Source organism: Azonexus caeni (assembly GCF_048146105.1).
GTDB classification, from domain to species: Bacteria; Pseudomonadota; Gammaproteobacteria; order Burkholderiales; family Rhodocyclaceae; genus Azonexus; species Azonexus aromaticus_B.
This window is the reverse complement of record NZ_JBKJAD010000015.1, coordinates 56,120-70,254: the sequence shown is the minus strand read 5'-3', so window position 1 is coordinate 70,254 and position 14,135 is coordinate 56,120. Positions and strand designations below refer to the sequence as shown.

15 protein-coding genes are annotated in these 14,135 nt (G+C 68.6%); 7 read left to right on the top strand and 8 right to left on the bottom strand.

The annotated features are described in order from the left end of the window. Nucleotide 1: 1 nt before the first annotated feature. Genes mobB through ACLIIZ_RS14260 form a run of 5 tightly spaced genes read right to left on the bottom strand, consistent with a single transcriptional unit; the run spans nucleotide 2 to nucleotide 4,484 of the window. A complete protein-coding gene (gene mobB / locus ACLIIZ_RS14280; RefSeq protein WP_416693209.1) occupies nucleotides 2–499 on the bottom strand; it encodes a molybdopterin-guanine dinucleotide biosynthesis protein B in 498 nt (165 codons plus the stop codon). Then, entirely contained in the window at nucleotides 496–855 is a 360-nt protein-coding gene (locus ACLIIZ_RS14275) for an antibiotic biosynthesis monooxygenase family protein (protein ID WP_416693207.1), read from the bottom strand. Before ACLIIZ_RS14275 ends, mobB begins: the two co-directional genes overlap by 4 nt. After that, nucleotides 852–1,418 carry a GNAT family N-acetyltransferase gene (locus ACLIIZ_RS14270; RefSeq protein WP_416693205.1) on the bottom strand — a complete coding sequence of 189 codons (567 nt, stop codon included), beginning with the start codon at nucleotides 1,416–1,418 and terminating at the stop codon, nucleotides 852–854. Before ACLIIZ_RS14270 ends, ACLIIZ_RS14275 begins: the two co-directional genes overlap by 4 nt. Further along, nucleotides 1,411–2,562, bottom strand: a complete 1,152-nt coding sequence (locus ACLIIZ_RS14265) for an ATP-grasp domain-containing protein (protein ID WP_416693203.1) — start codon at nucleotides 2,560–2,562, stop codon at nucleotides 1,411–1,413. The genes ACLIIZ_RS14270 and ACLIIZ_RS14265 overlap by 8 nt, the downstream gene beginning before the upstream one ends. Continuing rightward, nucleotides 2,559–4,484, bottom strand: a complete 1,926-nt coding sequence (locus ACLIIZ_RS14260; RefSeq protein ID WP_416693202.1) for an ATP-dependent DNA helicase — start codon at nucleotides 4,482–4,484, stop codon at nucleotides 2,559–2,561. The genes ACLIIZ_RS14265 and ACLIIZ_RS14260 overlap by 4 nt, the downstream gene beginning before the upstream one ends. A gap of 248 nt (nucleotides 4,485–4,732) precedes the next feature. Here ACLIIZ_RS14260 and ACLIIZ_RS14255 point away from each other — a divergent pair, with 248 nt between their 5' ends. From ACLIIZ_RS14255 to ACLIIZ_RS14245, 3 genes are read left to right on the top strand one after another with little or no spacing between them, the layout of a single operon-like run. Next, complete coding sequence (locus ACLIIZ_RS14255; protein WP_416693200.1) at nucleotides 4,733–5,560, top strand: fumarate reductase cytochrome b subunit; 828 nt, start codon at nucleotides 4,733–4,735, stop codon at nucleotides 5,558–5,560. Between the two features lie 2 nt (nucleotides 5,561–5,562). After that, nucleotides 5,563–7,542, top strand: coding sequence for a fumarate reductase flavoprotein subunit (locus ACLIIZ_RS14250; RefSeq protein WP_416693199.1), 1,980 nt, complete (start codon nucleotides 5,563–5,565; stop codon nucleotides 7,540–7,542). After that, nucleotides 7,539–8,297, top strand: coding sequence for a fumarate reductase iron-sulfur subunit (locus ACLIIZ_RS14245; protein ID WP_416693198.1), 759 nt, complete (start codon nucleotides 7,539–7,541; stop codon nucleotides 8,295–8,297). The genes ACLIIZ_RS14250 and ACLIIZ_RS14245 overlap by 4 nt, the downstream gene beginning before the upstream one ends. Before the next feature lie 19 nt (nucleotides 8,298–8,316). Here the strand turns inward: ACLIIZ_RS14245 and ACLIIZ_RS14240 are convergent, their stop codons facing one another. The 3 genes from ACLIIZ_RS14240 to ACLIIZ_RS14230 all read right to left on the bottom strand — a co-directional run bounded on the left by ACLIIZ_RS14240 (nucleotide 8,317) and on the right by ACLIIZ_RS14230 (nucleotide 9,927). Beyond that, nucleotides 8,317–8,727: a helix-turn-helix domain-containing protein gene (locus ACLIIZ_RS14240; protein WP_416693196.1), complete on the bottom strand. Its 411-nt coding sequence runs from the start codon at nucleotides 8,725–8,727 to the stop codon at nucleotides 8,317–8,319. Continuing rightward, the gene (locus tag ACLIIZ_RS14235) at nucleotides 8,724–9,008 is read right to left on the bottom strand and encodes a type II toxin-antitoxin system HigB family toxin (protein ID WP_416693194.1); all 285 of its coding nucleotides are present in this window, start codon (nucleotides 9,006–9,008) and stop codon (nucleotides 8,724–8,726) included. The genes ACLIIZ_RS14240 and ACLIIZ_RS14235 overlap by 4 nt, the downstream gene beginning before the upstream one ends. A 154-nt stretch (nucleotides 9,009–9,162) precedes the next feature. Then, nucleotides 9,163–9,927: a sulfite exporter TauE/SafE family protein gene (locus tag ACLIIZ_RS14230; RefSeq protein WP_416693192.1), complete on the bottom strand. Its 765-nt coding sequence runs from the start codon at nucleotides 9,925–9,927 to the stop codon at nucleotides 9,163–9,165. A 97-nt stretch (nucleotides 9,928–10,024) separates the two neighbouring features. On the opposite strand from ACLIIZ_RS14230, the gene ACLIIZ_RS14225 reads away from it, so the two are divergent. From ACLIIZ_RS14225 to ACLIIZ_RS14210, 4 genes are read left to right on the top strand one after another with little or no spacing between them, the layout of a single operon-like run. Continuing rightward, the gene (locus ACLIIZ_RS14225; protein WP_416693190.1) at nucleotides 10,025–10,939 is read left to right on the top strand and encodes a LysR family transcriptional regulator; all 915 of its coding nucleotides are present in this window, start codon (nucleotides 10,025–10,027) and stop codon (nucleotides 10,937–10,939) included. Between the two features lie 54 nt (nucleotides 10,940–10,993). Next, nucleotides 10,994–12,217 carry an efflux RND transporter periplasmic adaptor subunit gene (locus ACLIIZ_RS14220; RefSeq protein ID WP_416693186.1) on the top strand — a complete coding sequence of 408 codons (1,224 nt, stop codon included), beginning with the start codon at nucleotides 10,994–10,996 and terminating at the stop codon, nucleotides 12,215–12,217. Nucleotides 12,218–12,220: 3 nt separating this feature from the next. Then, on the top strand, nucleotides 12,221–13,435 hold the full coding sequence (locus ACLIIZ_RS14215) for an ABC transporter permease (protein WP_416693184.1): 1,215 nt from the start codon (nucleotides 12,221–12,223) through the stop codon (nucleotides 13,433–13,435). Further along, nucleotides 13,428–14,135 carry an ABC transporter ATP-binding protein gene (locus ACLIIZ_RS14210; RefSeq protein ID WP_416693182.1) on the top strand — a complete coding sequence of 236 codons (708 nt, stop codon included), beginning with the start codon at nucleotides 13,428–13,430 and terminating at the stop codon, nucleotides 14,133–14,135. Before ACLIIZ_RS14215 ends, ACLIIZ_RS14210 begins: the two co-directional genes overlap by 8 nt.

Below are 14,135 nucleotides of genomic sequence, written 5' to 3'. Positions count from 1 at the left end.
GTCATACCTTGAGTTGGCAGTGACGGATGATGAAATCGGCCACCGTGGCAATGTCGTTGAGCGGCAGCACCGGTATCGGCGCGGCGATCGCCTCGTCGCAGGCGACGGCGACGATGTCGTCGCGCTCGGCAAAGAGCGGCGGCTTGCCGTTGGCCGGACGGTGGACCTCCAGCTTGGGCACCGGTTCCTGCTTGAAGCCCTCGACCAGCACCAGGTCGCACGGCGTCAACCGGGCGAGCAGCGTAGACAGCGCCGGTTCCGGCTCGTCCCGGCATTCGTGCATCAATGCCCAGCGCGAACCGCTGGCCAGCATGACTTCGGCAGCGCCGGCCGCGCGGTGGCGGTACGAGTCCTTGCCCGGCTTGTCGATATCGAAGCCGTGGTGCGCGTGCTTGATCACCGAGACCTTGAGGCCGCGCGCCAGCAGCGCCGGAATCAGCTTTTCCAGCAGCGTCGTCTTGCCGGAGCCGGACCAGCCGGCAATGCCAAAAACCTTCACCGCGCCATTTCCTTGTTGTCCTTGTTATTCCAGCCATAGGCGCGCTCGACGCGAGCGACGCGGACCGCGAAAGCTTCGTACCAACCGGCGCGGCCGCCCTGGCGCGCTGCCAGATGGTCGACGTTTTCGCGCCAGGCGGCGATCGCCGCCTCGTCGCTCCAGTAGGAAACCGTGATGCCGAAACCGTCCGCGTCGCGCACGCTCTCGACGCCGAGAAAGCCGGGCTGACGCGCCGCCAGTTCGAGCATGCGGTCGGCCATGGCGGCGTAACCAGCGTCGCCCCCGGCGCGCCGGGAACTGAAAATCACCGCATGATACGGTGGTTCCGGAGTGCAGGCAAAAACCGGGGCGCTCATGCCAACTTCTCCCGGGTCAGGAAATCCGCGCGCGCCAGACGGTAGAGACAGTGCCGCAACAGCGGGTGCCCGGCCGGCAACTGCGGATGATCGAACTCGCCCGCCGGACGCATGCCCAGACGCTGCATCAGCGACTGCGAACGCCGGTTGCCGAGCGTCGTGAACGCGACGATCTCGGTCAGGCCAAGCCGCTGGAAGCCGAATTCCAGCGCCGCCTGCGCCGCTTCGTGGGCAAGGCCGCGCCCCCAGTACGGGCGGTCCAGACGCCAGCCGATCTCGACGCAGGGCGAGAACGGCAGTTCCGGCGCCGGCACGTGCAGACCGACGCAGCCGATGAACGCTGCAGCTGACTTGTCCTCGACCGCCCAGAATCCCCAGCCGCGCTCGTCGATCAACGCCGCGCAACGCTCCGCCAGTTGCGCGCTTTCCGCTGCCGAGAGCGGCGCCGGAAACCATGCCATGACCGCCGGATCGGCCGACATGGCGGCGAACGGCTGGCGGTCGTCGGCCCGCCACTGGCGCAGGCGCAGGCGAGCGGTTTCGAGGACCACCGGTTCAGCCATCGAGCGCCGCCGCGGCCGCAAACACCGGCGCGAAGCCGCCGCCCGGCGTGCGGAAGTTGGTCGTCTGCCCCTGGTAGAGGCGGGCCGCGACGCACTGGACATGGCCGTCGTACACGAAGCAGCGGAAATCGGCCTTCATCGTCTGCGGCTGACCGTCGACCATCACCGCGTGTTCGGACGGCGGGGCGATTTCCTGGGCAAGATAGTGGCCGGCGAGGATTTCGTCGAAGACGCGGCGGGTCAGCTTGTCGCCGCGATAGGCGGCGCGGCTGCCGAAACCGGCCGGCGGCTTGAAGAACCAGCGCTTGCGCCCGGCCCACAAGGCATCGGCGTCGGCCGGATCGACCGTCACGGTGCGCGGCACGCCGGCCAGCAGGATGCGCTGCGTTTCAGCGTCGACGCTGAGCGCGGCGAGTTTTTCCGGGTCGGACAAGGTCATCAGGTGGCGCTTGTCGGCGTGCGTCGCATGCGCCGCCGGGTGTGGCGTCAGGACTACGGCGCCGGCCAGGCAGGCGGCGCGGATGGCGCGGCAGGACTCGCCTTCGAGGTAGAAATCGGTCAGCCGGTTGTAGATCAGGTCGACCGGTTCGCCGGCCAGCCGGAGTTCGCCGTCGGCGTAGAGGAAATCGTTCGGATCGGCGATGACGGCGGCGATGCCGTTGACGGCAAAGAGGTCGCGGCAGAGTTCGAATTCCGGCGCCAGGAACTGCCCGGCCGGCGCCTCGTCGACGATGGCGATGCGGCGCAGCGGCGCGTCGCCCCGGGCCAGCCGCCATTCGGCGAGGAACATGTCGAGGATGGCGGCGAGCAGTGCGGCACCTTCGTCGGCGCGGCCGTGGGCGGCGAGCAGATAGGCGTTGAGCAGACCGCCGCCGGCGTTGGTGTTGATCTCGATCAGCTTCGGGCCAGCCGCCGTCAGGTGGAAGTCGTAGCCCATGAAGACGCCGCGCGCGGCGGTCGGCAGGCGGGCGCTGGCCGGCGCTCTGGCGAGCGCTTCGGCACGAAAGGCGGGCAAGGCCAGCACCGTTTCGATGGCGCCGACCAGCTCGGCCATGGCTTCGAGCTGCGCCTTGTCGACACGGATGTCGGCGGCGGAGAAGAGTTGCGGCTGGCGCGCCGCGAGCTGGTCGAAAGTGGTTTTCATCGGTTGGCGAAAAAATCGAGGACGACCTGCAGTTCGCGGGTCCGCTTCATCGCCGGCAGACTTTGCCAGACCTTGCGCCCGTACGGCTTTGATATCAGTCGTGGATCGCAGATCATCAGCACGCCCTTGTCGGATTCGTCGCGGATCAGCCGGCCGGCGCCCTGCTTGACGTTGATCACGGCGCGCGGCAACTGGTATTCGATGAAGGCGTTGCGGCCCTGCTTCTTCATCTCGTCGATGCGCGCCGAGAGCACCGGGTCGTCGGGCGGCGCGAAGGGAATCTTGTCGATGACGACCAGCGACAAGGCCTCGCCGCGCACGTCGACGCCTTCCCAGAAGCTCTGGCTGCCGACCAAGATGGCGTTGCCGAGGAAGCGAAAGCGCTGCAGCAGTTCGTTCTTGCTCGCCTCGCCCTGAACCAGCAGCGGCAGGTCGAGGCCCTCGTCGTCGATCTTCGCCTTGAGCAGTTCGTGCGTGCGGCGCATCGCGCGCAGGCTGGTGCACAGGAAGAAGGCGCCGCCGTTGGCGGCCTTGACCGCCGGCCAAGCGGCGTCGACCACCGTTTCGGTGTAGTGGAAGGCGTTCGGGTCGGGCATGCCGAGCGGCGCATAAAGCACCGCCTGCTCGCCGTAGTCGAAGGGACTGTGCCAGCAGGCGGATTCCGGCTCGCCGAGGCCGAGTTCGGCGCAGTAATGGTGGAACTTGCCCTGCACGGCGAGCGTTGCCGAGGTGAAGATCCAGGCACGCGGGTGGCCGCCCATCTGCTTGCGGAAGATGCCAGCGACGTCAAGCGGCGTCGCGTTGAGTTGCAGCGACTGGGTGAAGGCTTCGGCCCAGTAAACAAAACCGGCGTCGACCGGCTTGCGCCAGCGGCTGACCCGCTCGCGCAGCTCGCTCGCCCGCTGCCAGCATTTTTCCAGGCCTTCGGCGCGGCTGGCCTGGGTTTCGAGCAGGGCGACGAATTTTTCGAGTTCGCTTTCGAGCGCCGCCAGCGCCGGCGCGAATTCCGCCTTCTCCTGCAACTGGGCGGCGGCGAAGCGGCCGGCATCGACGCCGACCGCCAGCCGCAAGTCGCGCGCCGCCTTTTCCACCGCTTTGGACAGTGGCGTCAGGTCGAGGCAGTCGCGAGCGTGGGTCAGGCCTTCGGCGCGGGCGTCGCGGCAGAGGTCGAGCACCTGCGCGGTGGACAGGCTGTCGCCGAAGAACAGCGTCGCCACTTCCGGCAACTGGTGCGCCTCGTCGAAGATCACCGTGTTGCAGGCGGGGAGCAGTTCGGCCATGCCTTCGTCGCGCAGCATCACGTCGGCGAAGAAGAGATGGTGATTGACCACGACCAGGTCGGCGGCCATCGCCTCCTTGCGCGCCTGCATGACAAAGCAGGTCTTGTAGTCCGGGCATTCCTGGCCGAGGCAGTTGTCGCGCGTCGAGGTGGCGTGGTTCCACACCGGCGAGTTCTCGTTGACCTCGTTGCATTCGGCCTTGTCGCCGGTCTGCGTGATTTTGGCGAAGGCGGCGATGCGGCGCGCGTCGGCGGCGTCCTCGCGGCTCAGGAAGCGGCCGTCGGCGAGCGAACGGTTGAGGTGGTAGGGACAGACGTAGTTGGCCCGCCCCTTCAACAGCGCAGTGCGCACCGGCGCCTTGAGGATCTCGCGCACCATCGGCAGATCCTTGTTGTAGAGCTGGTCCTGCAGCGTCTTGGTGCCGGTCGAGACGATCACCTTGCCGTGCGATTTGAGCGCCGGCACCAGGTAGGCGAAGGTCTTGCCGGTGCCGGTGCCGGCCTCGGCGATGAACACCGCGTTCTCCTTGATCGCCGCCGCGATGCGCTCGGCCATCTCGACCTGCTGCGGGCGCACGCGATAACCGTCGATGGCGCGGGCGAACGGGCCGTCGGGGGCGAAGATTTCCTGGAGGGTAGACAAGGCGATGGTCGGGCGAACGAAAAAAGAAGCGGCTGCGGCCCGCGGCATCTTAACAGAAGCCACAGCCGGCGACTTCGCCCCGCTGTGGTGCATTGCAGCAATGTTTCGCGAAACAATCCGCAAACATTCGATAATCCAGATTATTGCACTTGCTGCAGCGCACAATATTTTGGCGAAACTCACGCTTTTTCATGCTAGATTTGGCTCATAACGACAAGCAGCGCGAGCCCAACGAGAGGAAGTCAGCCATGCGCCAATACGCCAAGCCCACCTTACCGCCGCTGCCGGTCGAACCGGACGGCCTCGCCCCGCCCAGCGCCAGGCTGCAACACCAGGGCCAGAGCCAAGCTCTGACCGCCAGCCGCTGGCCGGCCCGGCTCGACCTGCTGCAGGGGATTTCCGGCCTCGCCCTGGCGCTCTTTCTGGTTGCCCACATGGCTTTCGTCGCCAGCATCCTGGTCAGCGAGGAAATGTTCTACCGCGTCGCCCGCTTCTTCGAAGGCGAATGGCTGTTCGGCACGCCGCATCCGTGGCTGGTTTCGCTGGTCGCCGCCGGCGTCACCGGCTTGCTGATCGTCCACGCCTGGCTGGCGCTGCGCAAGTTTCCCGCCAGCTACCGCCAGCACAGCGCCTTTAGTGCCCACCGCCGACGCCTGCGCCACGTCGATACCAGCCTGTGGTGGCTGCAGGTGGTGAGCGGTTTCATCCTCTTCTTCCTGACCACCATCCACCTCTACGACATGCTCAGCCAGCCGGCGCTGATCGGCCCCTACGAATCGGCGGACCGCGTCTGGAGCGGGCGCATGTGGCCGATCTACCTGGCCCTGCTGTTCACCGCCGAAGTCCACGGCGGCATCGGCCTCTACCGGCTGGCGCTGAAATGGGGCTGGTTCGTCGGCAGCGAGCCGAACCGTGGCCGACTGCGCCTGCGCCGGGTACGCCACGCATTCACCGCCTTTTTCGTCAGCCTCGGCCTGGTCACCCTGCTCGCCTACGTCGACCTCGGCCGCAACCACGCCGCGCACGCCGGCGAACGCTACCAGCCGCCGCCCAGCGCCGAGCCGGCGCGGAGCTGACGATGGAAATCATCCATAGCGACGTCCTCGTCATCGGCGGCGGACTGGCCGGACTGCGCGCCGCGCTGGCGGCGAGGAAACGCGGCCGCGAGGTGATCGTCCTCAGCCTGGTGCCGCCCAAGCGCTCGCACTCGGCCGCTGCCCAGGGCGGCATGCAGGCCAGCCTGGCGAACGCGGCGCGCGGTGCCGGCGACAACGAGGACGTGCATTTCGAGGACACCGTGCGCGGCAGCGACTGGGGCTGCGACCAGGAAGTGGCGCGCCTGTTTGCCCATGTCGCGCCCAAGGCGGTGCGCGAACTGGCCGCCTGGGGCGTGCCGTGGAACCGCGTCGAGGCCGGCGCACGGACCGCGATCGTCGACGGCAAGCCGGTCGTGATCGAGGAAAACTCCGCCGCCCACGGCCTGATCACCGCCCGCGATTTCGGCGGTACCCGCCAGTGGCGCACCTGCTACGTCGCCGACGGCACCGGCCACGCCATGCTGTACACGGTCAGCGATCAGAGCATCGCCGCCGGCATCCCGGTCCATGAACGGCGCGAGGCGGTGGCGCTGATCCACGACGGCGAGCGCTGCCACGGCGCCATCGTCCGCGACCTGAGCAACGGCCGCCTGAGCGCCTACGTCGCCCGCGCCACCTGCATCGCCAGCGGCGGTTTCGGCCGTCTCTACCAGGTCACCACCAACGCCGTGATCAACGAAGGGATCGGCGCCGCCATCGCCCTCGACACCGGCGTCGTGCCGCTCGCCAACATGGAGGCGGTGCAGTTCCACCCGACCGCCATCTTTCCCGCCGGCATCCTGGTCACCGAGGGTTGTCGCGGCGACGGCGGACTGCTGCGCGATGTCGACGGCCACCGCTTCATGCCCGGCTACGAGCCGGAAAAGAAGGAGCTGGCGTCGCGCGACGTCGTCTCGCGGCGCATGGAAGCGCACATCCGCGCCGGCAAGGGGGTCGCCCACCAGTACGGCGAACATCTCTGGCTCGACATCACGCTGCTCGGCGCTGCCCACATCGAGCGCAAGCTGCGCGAAGTGAAGGAAATCTGCCAGTACTTCCTCGGCATCGACCCGGCAAAGCAGTGGATACCGGTGCGCCCGGCCCAGCATTACTCGATGGGCGGCATCCGCACCGACGCGCACGGCGCGGCGCGCGGCCTCAAGGGCCTGTTCGCCTGCGGCGAGGCGGCCTGCTGGGACCTGCACGGCTTCAATCGGCTGGGCGGCAATTCGGTCGCCGAAACGGTGGTTTCCGGGATGATCGTCGGCGAGGCGATCGCCGATTTCTGCGCCACGCCGGCCGGCGAGCTGACCGTCTCGACCGCCCTGATCCGCCGCTGTTTCGAGCGGGCGCAGGCCGAATTCGCCGGCATCGCCGAAAGCCGCGGCAAGGAAAACGCCGCCCTGCTGCTGCGCGAGATGCAGGCGACGATGACCGCCCGCGTCGGCATCGTCCGTCACGGCGATACGCTGCACACCGCGGTCGACGCCCTGCAGGGCCTGCTGCGGCGCAGCCTGGACCTCGGCCTGCGCAGCAGCCGGCCGGGCGCCAATCCGGAACTGACGCAGGCCTGGCGCCTGCGGAAGATGCTCAAGCTGGCGCTGTGCGTCGCCTGGGGCGCGCTGCAGCGCACCGAAAGTCGCGGCGCCCACTACCGCGAGGACTTCCCGCAGCGCAACGACGCCGACTGGCTGAAACGCACGCTGGCCACCTGGCCCGACCCCGAGCTGACGCTGCCGACGCTGTCCTACGAGGCGCTCGACGTCACGCGCATGGAATTGCCGCCCGGCTGGCGCGGCTACGGCGCCCGCGACGCCATCGAGCATCCGCTGACCGCCGTCCGCCAGGCCGAAGTCGAGGCCATCCGCGCCCGCCTCGCCGGCGCCGACCGCCACACCGTGCAGGATGCCCTGCTGCCCTTCCGCGACCTGCTGCCGCCACACCTGCGCGGCGCCAACGCCCGCCTCGGAGACCCCGCATGATCCCGCTGCTGCGCAAGTCCGTCAGGCCGCCGCGGCCGCGCCGCCTGACCCTGCAGATCCTGCGCTATAACCCGGCGACGCCGGAAATCGCGCCCTACCTGCAGGACTTCGCGATCGACGAAAGCGACGGCATGACGCTGTTCATCGCGCTCAACGAAATCCGCGCCAGCCAGGACCCCTCGCTGCAGTTCGACTTCGTCTGCCGCGCCGGCATCTGCGGTAGCTGCGCGATGCTGGTCGACGGCCGGCCGGCGCTCGCCTGCCGCACCCTGACCCGCGACTGCGGCCCGCGCATCGTGCTGGCGCCGCTGCCCTTTTTCGAACTGATCGGCGATCTTTCGGTAAACACCGGCAAGTGGATGCGCGGCACCGCCGAACGTCTGCAGACCTGGATCGCCCAGACACAGCCGGTCGACCTCGACGCCCTCGAAGCGCGCATGGAACCGGCGCTTGCCGAGGCGATCTACGAACTCGACCGCTGCATCGAATGCGGCTGCTGCATCGCCGCCTGCGGCACGGCGCAGATGCGCGAGGACTTCGTCGGCGCCGTCGGCCTCAACAAGATCGCCCGCTTCCGCCTCGACCCGCGCGACACGCGCAGCGACGCCGATTTCTACGAGTTGATCGGCGACGACAACGGCGTCTTCGGCTGCATGAGCCTGCTCGGCTGCCACGACTTCTGTCCCAAGCAGTTGCCGCTGCAGACGCAGATCGCCTTCCTGCGCCGCAAGATGGCGGTTGAAGGCTGGCGCTGAGCGCCAGCCCTACCGACTTTCAGTCGACAAACAGGTCGAGCGGAATACCGAAGCGTTTGGCCAAAGCAGCGGCCTGACGAAGATTGATCCGACGCTTGCCCGACAGGATTTCGGAAATCACCGACTGCGTTGCCACCTCGGGCAGGTCCTTCTGATTCAGCCCATGGCTTTCCATCAGGAAAGCCAGACGGCTGGCCGGTGTGGAGTTATCCGGCCAAGGATGCACGCGGTCTTCGTATTCACGGATGCGGTCGGCAACCAGGGCAACCAGCGTGAAAATCGGGTGTTGATCGTCATTACCAAACCGTGCAAACGCCTCGTCCACAAATGCCAGCAACTGCGCATGATGCGCTTCGTCGCGCACCGGACCGGACAAACCGAGAGCGGCATTGACTGTCTGCCAGGGGGCCAGCAACTCATCAACACTCATTTCCAGCCTCCTTTGTCGTACTCGGCATGGGTCAGCACAGCCTTGATCCAGAACAGTTGCGGTGCGAAGGCAATGGCGGCGATCAAGCGATATTTGTTGCCACCGATATTGAACACGTAACGTTCGCCGACCTTATCCACACTGCCGAACGTCAGTTTCAGCTCGGCGTAGCTGGCAAAACGGCCTTTTTCCACCAAGCCACGGAAATTCTGCAGCGGGGCATCGGCGTCCGGATGCCTGATCGCGAAATCCCGCAGTGCCTTGTTCGATATCAGCTTCATGCTCAATTTATAGCAAACTGCGATTTATTGCAAATTGCGATGGCCGACATTCAGCCCTTCTTGCCAGTGCTCACCTGCCGCCCGCCCCGATAACCCATTCGTCATTGCGCAGTAACATGATAGCCCCTTCCATCCCATGACAGGCTCGCCTGCCTCAACGCGGCGCCAGCGCCAACCACAGCGCAGTGGCCAGCAGCATCCAGGCGAAGGCGGCGCGCATCCGCCGTTCCGGCAGTTTGTGGGCGAGCGCGACGCCGGCGGCGACGGTGAGCGTGCCACCGAGCGCCATCGGCAGACCGAGGCTCCAGTCCACGCGCTGGGCGCCGGCGTAGGCGCCGAGCGCCACCAGCGAACTCGGTGCGACCAGCGCCAGCGCCAGGCTCTGCGCCACCGTCTGGCGCTGGCCGAGCCAGCCGGCAAGCAGCGGCGTGGCGACGAGGCCGCCGCCGATGCCGAGCAGGCCCATGCTGCTGCCACCGGCAACGCCGACCAGCGGCAACGCGGCTGCCCGCAGCGGCGCCCCGCTGACCGGCTGGCGGCCACCCCGCCCCTGCCACAGCAGGCGCAGCGCAAGCAGGCCGAGGAAGACACTGAACATCTGACCGAGCAAGTGCCCGTCGAGACGTGTCGCAAAGCGCGCCAAGGCCCAGGTGGTCAGCGTTGCCGGTGCGGCGATCGCCAGCGCCGCGCGCCAGCCGACCGGGTGCTTCTGGCTGTAACGCCACCAGCCGATCAGCAGATTGGGCACCATCAGCACCAGCGCCGTCCCCTGCGCGGTCGCCTGATCCATCGCGAAGGCCAGCACGAACAGCGGAATGGCGACGATGCCGCCGCCGATGCCGAACAGGCCGCCGAAGAAGCCGAGCGCGGCGCCGAGACAGAGGGCGAGAAAGAGGTCGGCGAACGGTAGCAGGTGCATTTGGGGCAGGAGCGGGTGACGGGACGACCCATGATATTCATCCACATCATCGATACAATGGCGCATCGATCAATTGATTATTGCGCACAGGTAACGAATGACCGACATCCCCGACCTCGCCTTCTTCAGTCTGCTCGCCCGCCAGCCCAGCCTAGCGGCGGCGGCGCAGGCGCTCGGCGTGACGCCGCCGGCGGTCAGTCGCCGCCTGGCGGCGCTGGAACGCCGGCTTGGCGTGCGCCTGCTCAACCGGACGACGCGGCGCCTGAGCCTGACGCCGGAAGGCGAACGCTATCTGGAAGACGGCGAAGCCATCCTGCGCGACATCGAACGCCTCGAACGCTCGCTCTCGGCCAGCCGCGAACAGCCGCAGGGCCTGCTACGGATCGGCGCCGGCTTCGGCTTCGGCCGCCGCCATCTCGGCCCGGCGATCTCCGATTTCGTCCGCGACTGGCCGGACGTCGAGGTCATCCTCCATCTCGCCGACCGCGCCCTCGACCTGACCGAGCACGCGCTCGACATCGGCATCCGCTTCGGGCCGCCGCCCGACGCCCGCATCCTGGCCCGCCGCATCGCCGCCAACCGGCGCCTGCTCTGTGCCGCGCCCGCCTATCTCGCCGCCCGCGGCACGCCGCAGACCCCGCGCGAACTGGCCGAACACGACTGCATCGTCATCCGCGAACACGAGCGCGCCTTCAACAACTGGCAGCTGACCGACGGCAGCACGCAGGTGACGGTCAAGGTGCGCAGCCCGCTTGCCGTCAACCACGGCGAGATCGCCGTCGACTGGGCGCTGGCCGGGCACGGCATCGTCCTCCGATCGGAATGGGACATCGCCGCCGACCTGCGCAGCGGCCGCCTGGTGCGCGTCCTGCCGGAATGGGCGGGCAGCGCCGCCGACATCCACGCCGTTTACCCGCAGCGCCACCTGCTCTCAGCCAAGGTACGCGTCTTCATCGACTTCCTCGAACGGCGTTTCGCCGGCTACGGCGACGACAACCCCGGCCCATGGTGAGCGGTTTGCGGTTACCATGCGCGACTGCCATATAAGCTTTCACTGATTCCGGCCATGCCCCGCCTTTCCCTTGCCTCGTTGCGCCGCCCGCTGATCCTCGTGCCGCTGTTGCTGCTGTTCGGGCTGCTCGCCGTCTTCCTGCTGCGCCCGCTGTTCGGCAGCGCGGTCGATGTCGTCGTCGTCCGCCAGGGCGAGATGCGCCAGTCGGTGGTCGCCAGCGGCCGCGTCCGTTCGCCGCAGCGCAGCGAACTGGCCGCCCAGGTCAGCGCTCAGGTGCGTGCCGTGCATGTCGTCGAAGGCCAGCCGGTTGCCGCCGGCGAGTTGCTGATCGAACTCGATCAGCGCGAGCTGCAGGCCGCCGCCGCCCAGGCGCGCGCCCAGCTGGCGCAGGCCGAGCTGCGCGTGCGCCAGTTGCAGTTGCTGGGCGAACCGCTGGCCCGCGAGGCGATCCGCCAGGCGGAAGCCAACCTGACCCAGGCGAAACGCCAGTTCGAGCGGGTCGAGGCGCTGGTCGCCAAGGGTTTCTACAGCCCCAACCAGCTCGACGACGCGCGCCGCGCGCTGGCCGTCGCCGAAAGCCAGGCGCAATCGAGCCGCCTGCAGGCGCAGAGCAACGCCAGCGGCGGCGCCGACTTCAAGCTCGCCGAAGCCGCCGTCGACCAGGCGCGCGCCGCCCTCGCCGTCGCCGAAGCGAAGCTCGCCTACAGCCGCATCGTCGCCCCGCGCGCCGGCACCATCCTCGCCCGCCAGGTCGAACCGGGCGACAGCGTGCAGCCGGGCAAGACCCTGCTCAGCCTGTCGCCGGCCGGCGCCACCGAACTGATCGTGCAGATCGACGAGAAGAACCTGCGCCTGCTGGCGCTCGACCAGACCGCAACGGTTTCCGCCGATGCCTGGCCGGACCGCAATTTCCCGGCCCGCGTCTCGTTCATCGGCCCGGTGGTCGACGCCCAGCGCGGCTCGGTCGAAGTCCGGCTGCGCGTGGACAACCCGCCGGACTACCTGAAGCAGGACATGACGGTATCGATCGACATCGCCACCGGCAGCCGCCCGCAGGCCGTCCTGCTGCCGCTCGAAGGCCTGCGCGGCAATGCCGGCGACGCCTGGGCGCTGGTCGTGCGCGACGGCCGCGCCGTGCGCCAGCCGCTGCAGCCCGGTCTGCGCAGTGCCGGCGAAGTCGAGGTGCGGTCCGGACTGGCCGCCGGCGACCTGGTGGTGCCGGCAACCAATCCGCGCGTCGCCGCCGGCGACCGGGTGCGGGCCAGACTGCCGGGCTGAGCGATGCATCCCTGGCTGCCTTTCGAGTGGATCGCCGCCACGCGCTTCCTGCGCGAGGGGCGGACGCAGAGCCTGCTGATCATCGTCGGCGTAGGAGTCGGCGTCGCCGTCATCGTCTTCATGTCGGCCTTGCTCTCCGGTCTGCAGGCCAATCTGGTCAAGCGCACGCTGAGTTCGCAGGCGCATCTGGTGATCCTGCCGGCGGAGGAAGTCGCCCGCCCGCAGCGCGACCCTGCGCAGGCGCTGGTGCAGATCCAGGCGCAGCGGCTGCGCTCGATCGACCAGTGGCAGGCGCTGCGCGGCCACCTGGAAAAGCTGCCGGAAGTCGCCGCCGTCTCGCCGGTCGCCTCCGGCCCGGCCTTCGCCGTGCGCGGCGACGCCAACAAGTCGATCACGCTGATCGGCATCGAACCCGAGCATTACACCCGCGTCATCGAACTCGACCAGAAGATCGTCGCCGGCGCCTTACGCGTGCGCGCCGGCGAGGCGGTGATCGGCACCGAACTGGCGCGCGACCTCGGCGCCACGCTCGGCGACAAGCTGCGCATCAGCACCGCCAGCGGCGCCGGCGACACGCTGACCATCACCGGCCTCTTCGATCTTGGCAACAAGACCGCCAACGGGCGCAACGTCTATGTCGGCCTGCGCACCGCGCAGAGCCTGCTCGACCTGGTCGGCGGCGTTTCCAGCATCGACCTCGCGGTGTACGACATGTACGGCGCCGAGGCGCTCGCCCAGCGCATCGCCGCCGAGACCGGGCTGGTCGCCGACAGCTGGATCAAGACCAACGCCCAGTTCTTCACCGCGCTCACCTCGCAGCGCGTGTCGAGCAACGTGATCCGTTTTTTCGTCGCCCTCTCGGCCGCTTTCGGCATCGCCAGCGTGCTGGTCGTCTCGGTCGTCCAGCGCGCCCGCGAGATCGGCATCCTGCGCGCGATGGGCGCGACGCGCGGCCAGTTGCTGCGCACCTTCCTGCTGCAGGGCGGCATCGTCGGCCTGCTCGGCTCGCTGCTCGGTTCGCTGCTGGCCAGCCTGTTCCTCGCGCTGTGGCGGACGCTGGCGGTCAATGCCGACGGCACGCCGATGTTCATGATCGAGGTGCCGGGCAGCCTGGTGCTGATCGCCGCCGGCGGCGCCACGCTGGTCGGCGTGCTGGCGGCGCTGATGCCGGCGCGGCGCGCCGCCGCGCTCGATCCGGTGGTGGCGATCCGTGGCTGACCCCGTCCTCCGCCTGAGCGGCATCCGCAAGTCCTACCAGAGCGGCGACAGCGAGCTGGAAGTCCTGCACGGCATCGACCTCACGCTGCAGCGCGGCGAATTCGCCGCCCTGATCGGCCCCTCCGGTTCCGGCAAGAGCACCCTGCTCAACCTGATCGGCCTGCTCGACCGGCCGAGCGGCGGCCACCTGTTCATCGACGGCGACGAAACCAGCACCCTCGCCGAAGGCGAGATCACCCGCCTGCGCGGCCAGCGCATCGGCTTCGTCTTCCAGCACCACCTGCTGATCCCGGCGTTCACCGCGCTGGAGAACGTGATGATGCCGCTGCTCGTCGATCGCGGCCGCCCCGACGCGGCGATGCGCGAGCGGGCGGCCGCGCTGCTCGCCGGCGTCGGCCTCGCCGATCGCGCCAACCACCCGGCCAGCAAACTCTCCGGCGGCCAGCAGCAGCGCGTGGCAATCGCCCGCGCGCTGGCCATGCGGCCGGCGTTGTTGCTCGCCGACGAGCCGACCGGCAACCTCGACACGCATACCGCCGACGACATCTTCGCGCTGCTGCGCGAGGTGAACCAGCGCGAAGGCACCAGCTTCCTGATCGTCACCCACGACCCGCGACTGGCCGCGCGCTGCGACCGCATCGTCGAACTGGTCGACGGCAGCATCGTCAGCGACCGGCCGCACGCGGAAACGCCGGGCTAG

Bases quoted from the DNA above. Each gene is read 5' to 3' on its own strand.
- ACLIIZ_RS14275 (WP_416693207.1), bottom strand. From the start codon at position 855: ATGAGCGCCCCGGTTTTTGCCTGCACTCCGGAACCACCGTATCATGCG.
- ACLIIZ_RS14270 (WP_416693205.1), bottom strand. From the start codon at position 1,418: ATGGCTGAACCGGTGGTCCTCGAAACCGCTCGCCTGCGCCTGCGCCAG.
- ACLIIZ_RS14265 (WP_416693203.1), bottom strand. From the start codon at position 2,562: ATGAAAACCACTTTCGACCAGCTCGCGGCGCGCCAGCCGCAACTCTTC.
- ACLIIZ_RS14255 (WP_416693200.1), top strand. From the start codon at position 4,733: ATGCGCCAATACGCCAAGCCCACCTTACCGCCGCTGCCGGTCGAACCG.
- ACLIIZ_RS14250 (WP_416693199.1), top strand. From the start codon at position 5,563: ATGGAAATCATCCATAGCGACGTCCTCGTCATCGGCGGCGGACTGGCC.
- ACLIIZ_RS14245 (WP_416693198.1), top strand. From the start codon at position 7,539: ATGATCCCGCTGCTGCGCAAGTCCGTCAGGCCGCCGCGGCCGCGCCGC.
- ACLIIZ_RS14240 (WP_416693196.1), bottom strand. From the start codon at position 8,727: ATGAGTGTTGATGAGTTGCTGGCCCCCTGGCAGACAGTCAATGCCGCT.
- ACLIIZ_RS14235 (WP_416693194.1), bottom strand. From the start codon at position 9,008: ATGAAGCTGATATCGAACAAGGCACTGCGGGATTTCGCGATCAGGCAT.
- ACLIIZ_RS14230 (WP_416693192.1), bottom strand. From the start codon at position 9,927: ATGCACCTGCTACCGTTCGCCGACCTCTTTCTCGCCCTCTGTCTCGGC.
- ACLIIZ_RS14225 (WP_416693190.1), top strand. From the start codon at position 10,025: ATGACCGACATCCCCGACCTCGCCTTCTTCAGTCTGCTCGCCCGCCAG.
- ACLIIZ_RS14220 (WP_416693186.1), top strand. From the start codon at position 10,994: ATGCCCCGCCTTTCCCTTGCCTCGTTGCGCCGCCCGCTGATCCTCGTG.
- ACLIIZ_RS14215 (WP_416693184.1), top strand. From the start codon at position 12,221: ATGCATCCCTGGCTGCCTTTCGAGTGGATCGCCGCCACGCGCTTCCTG.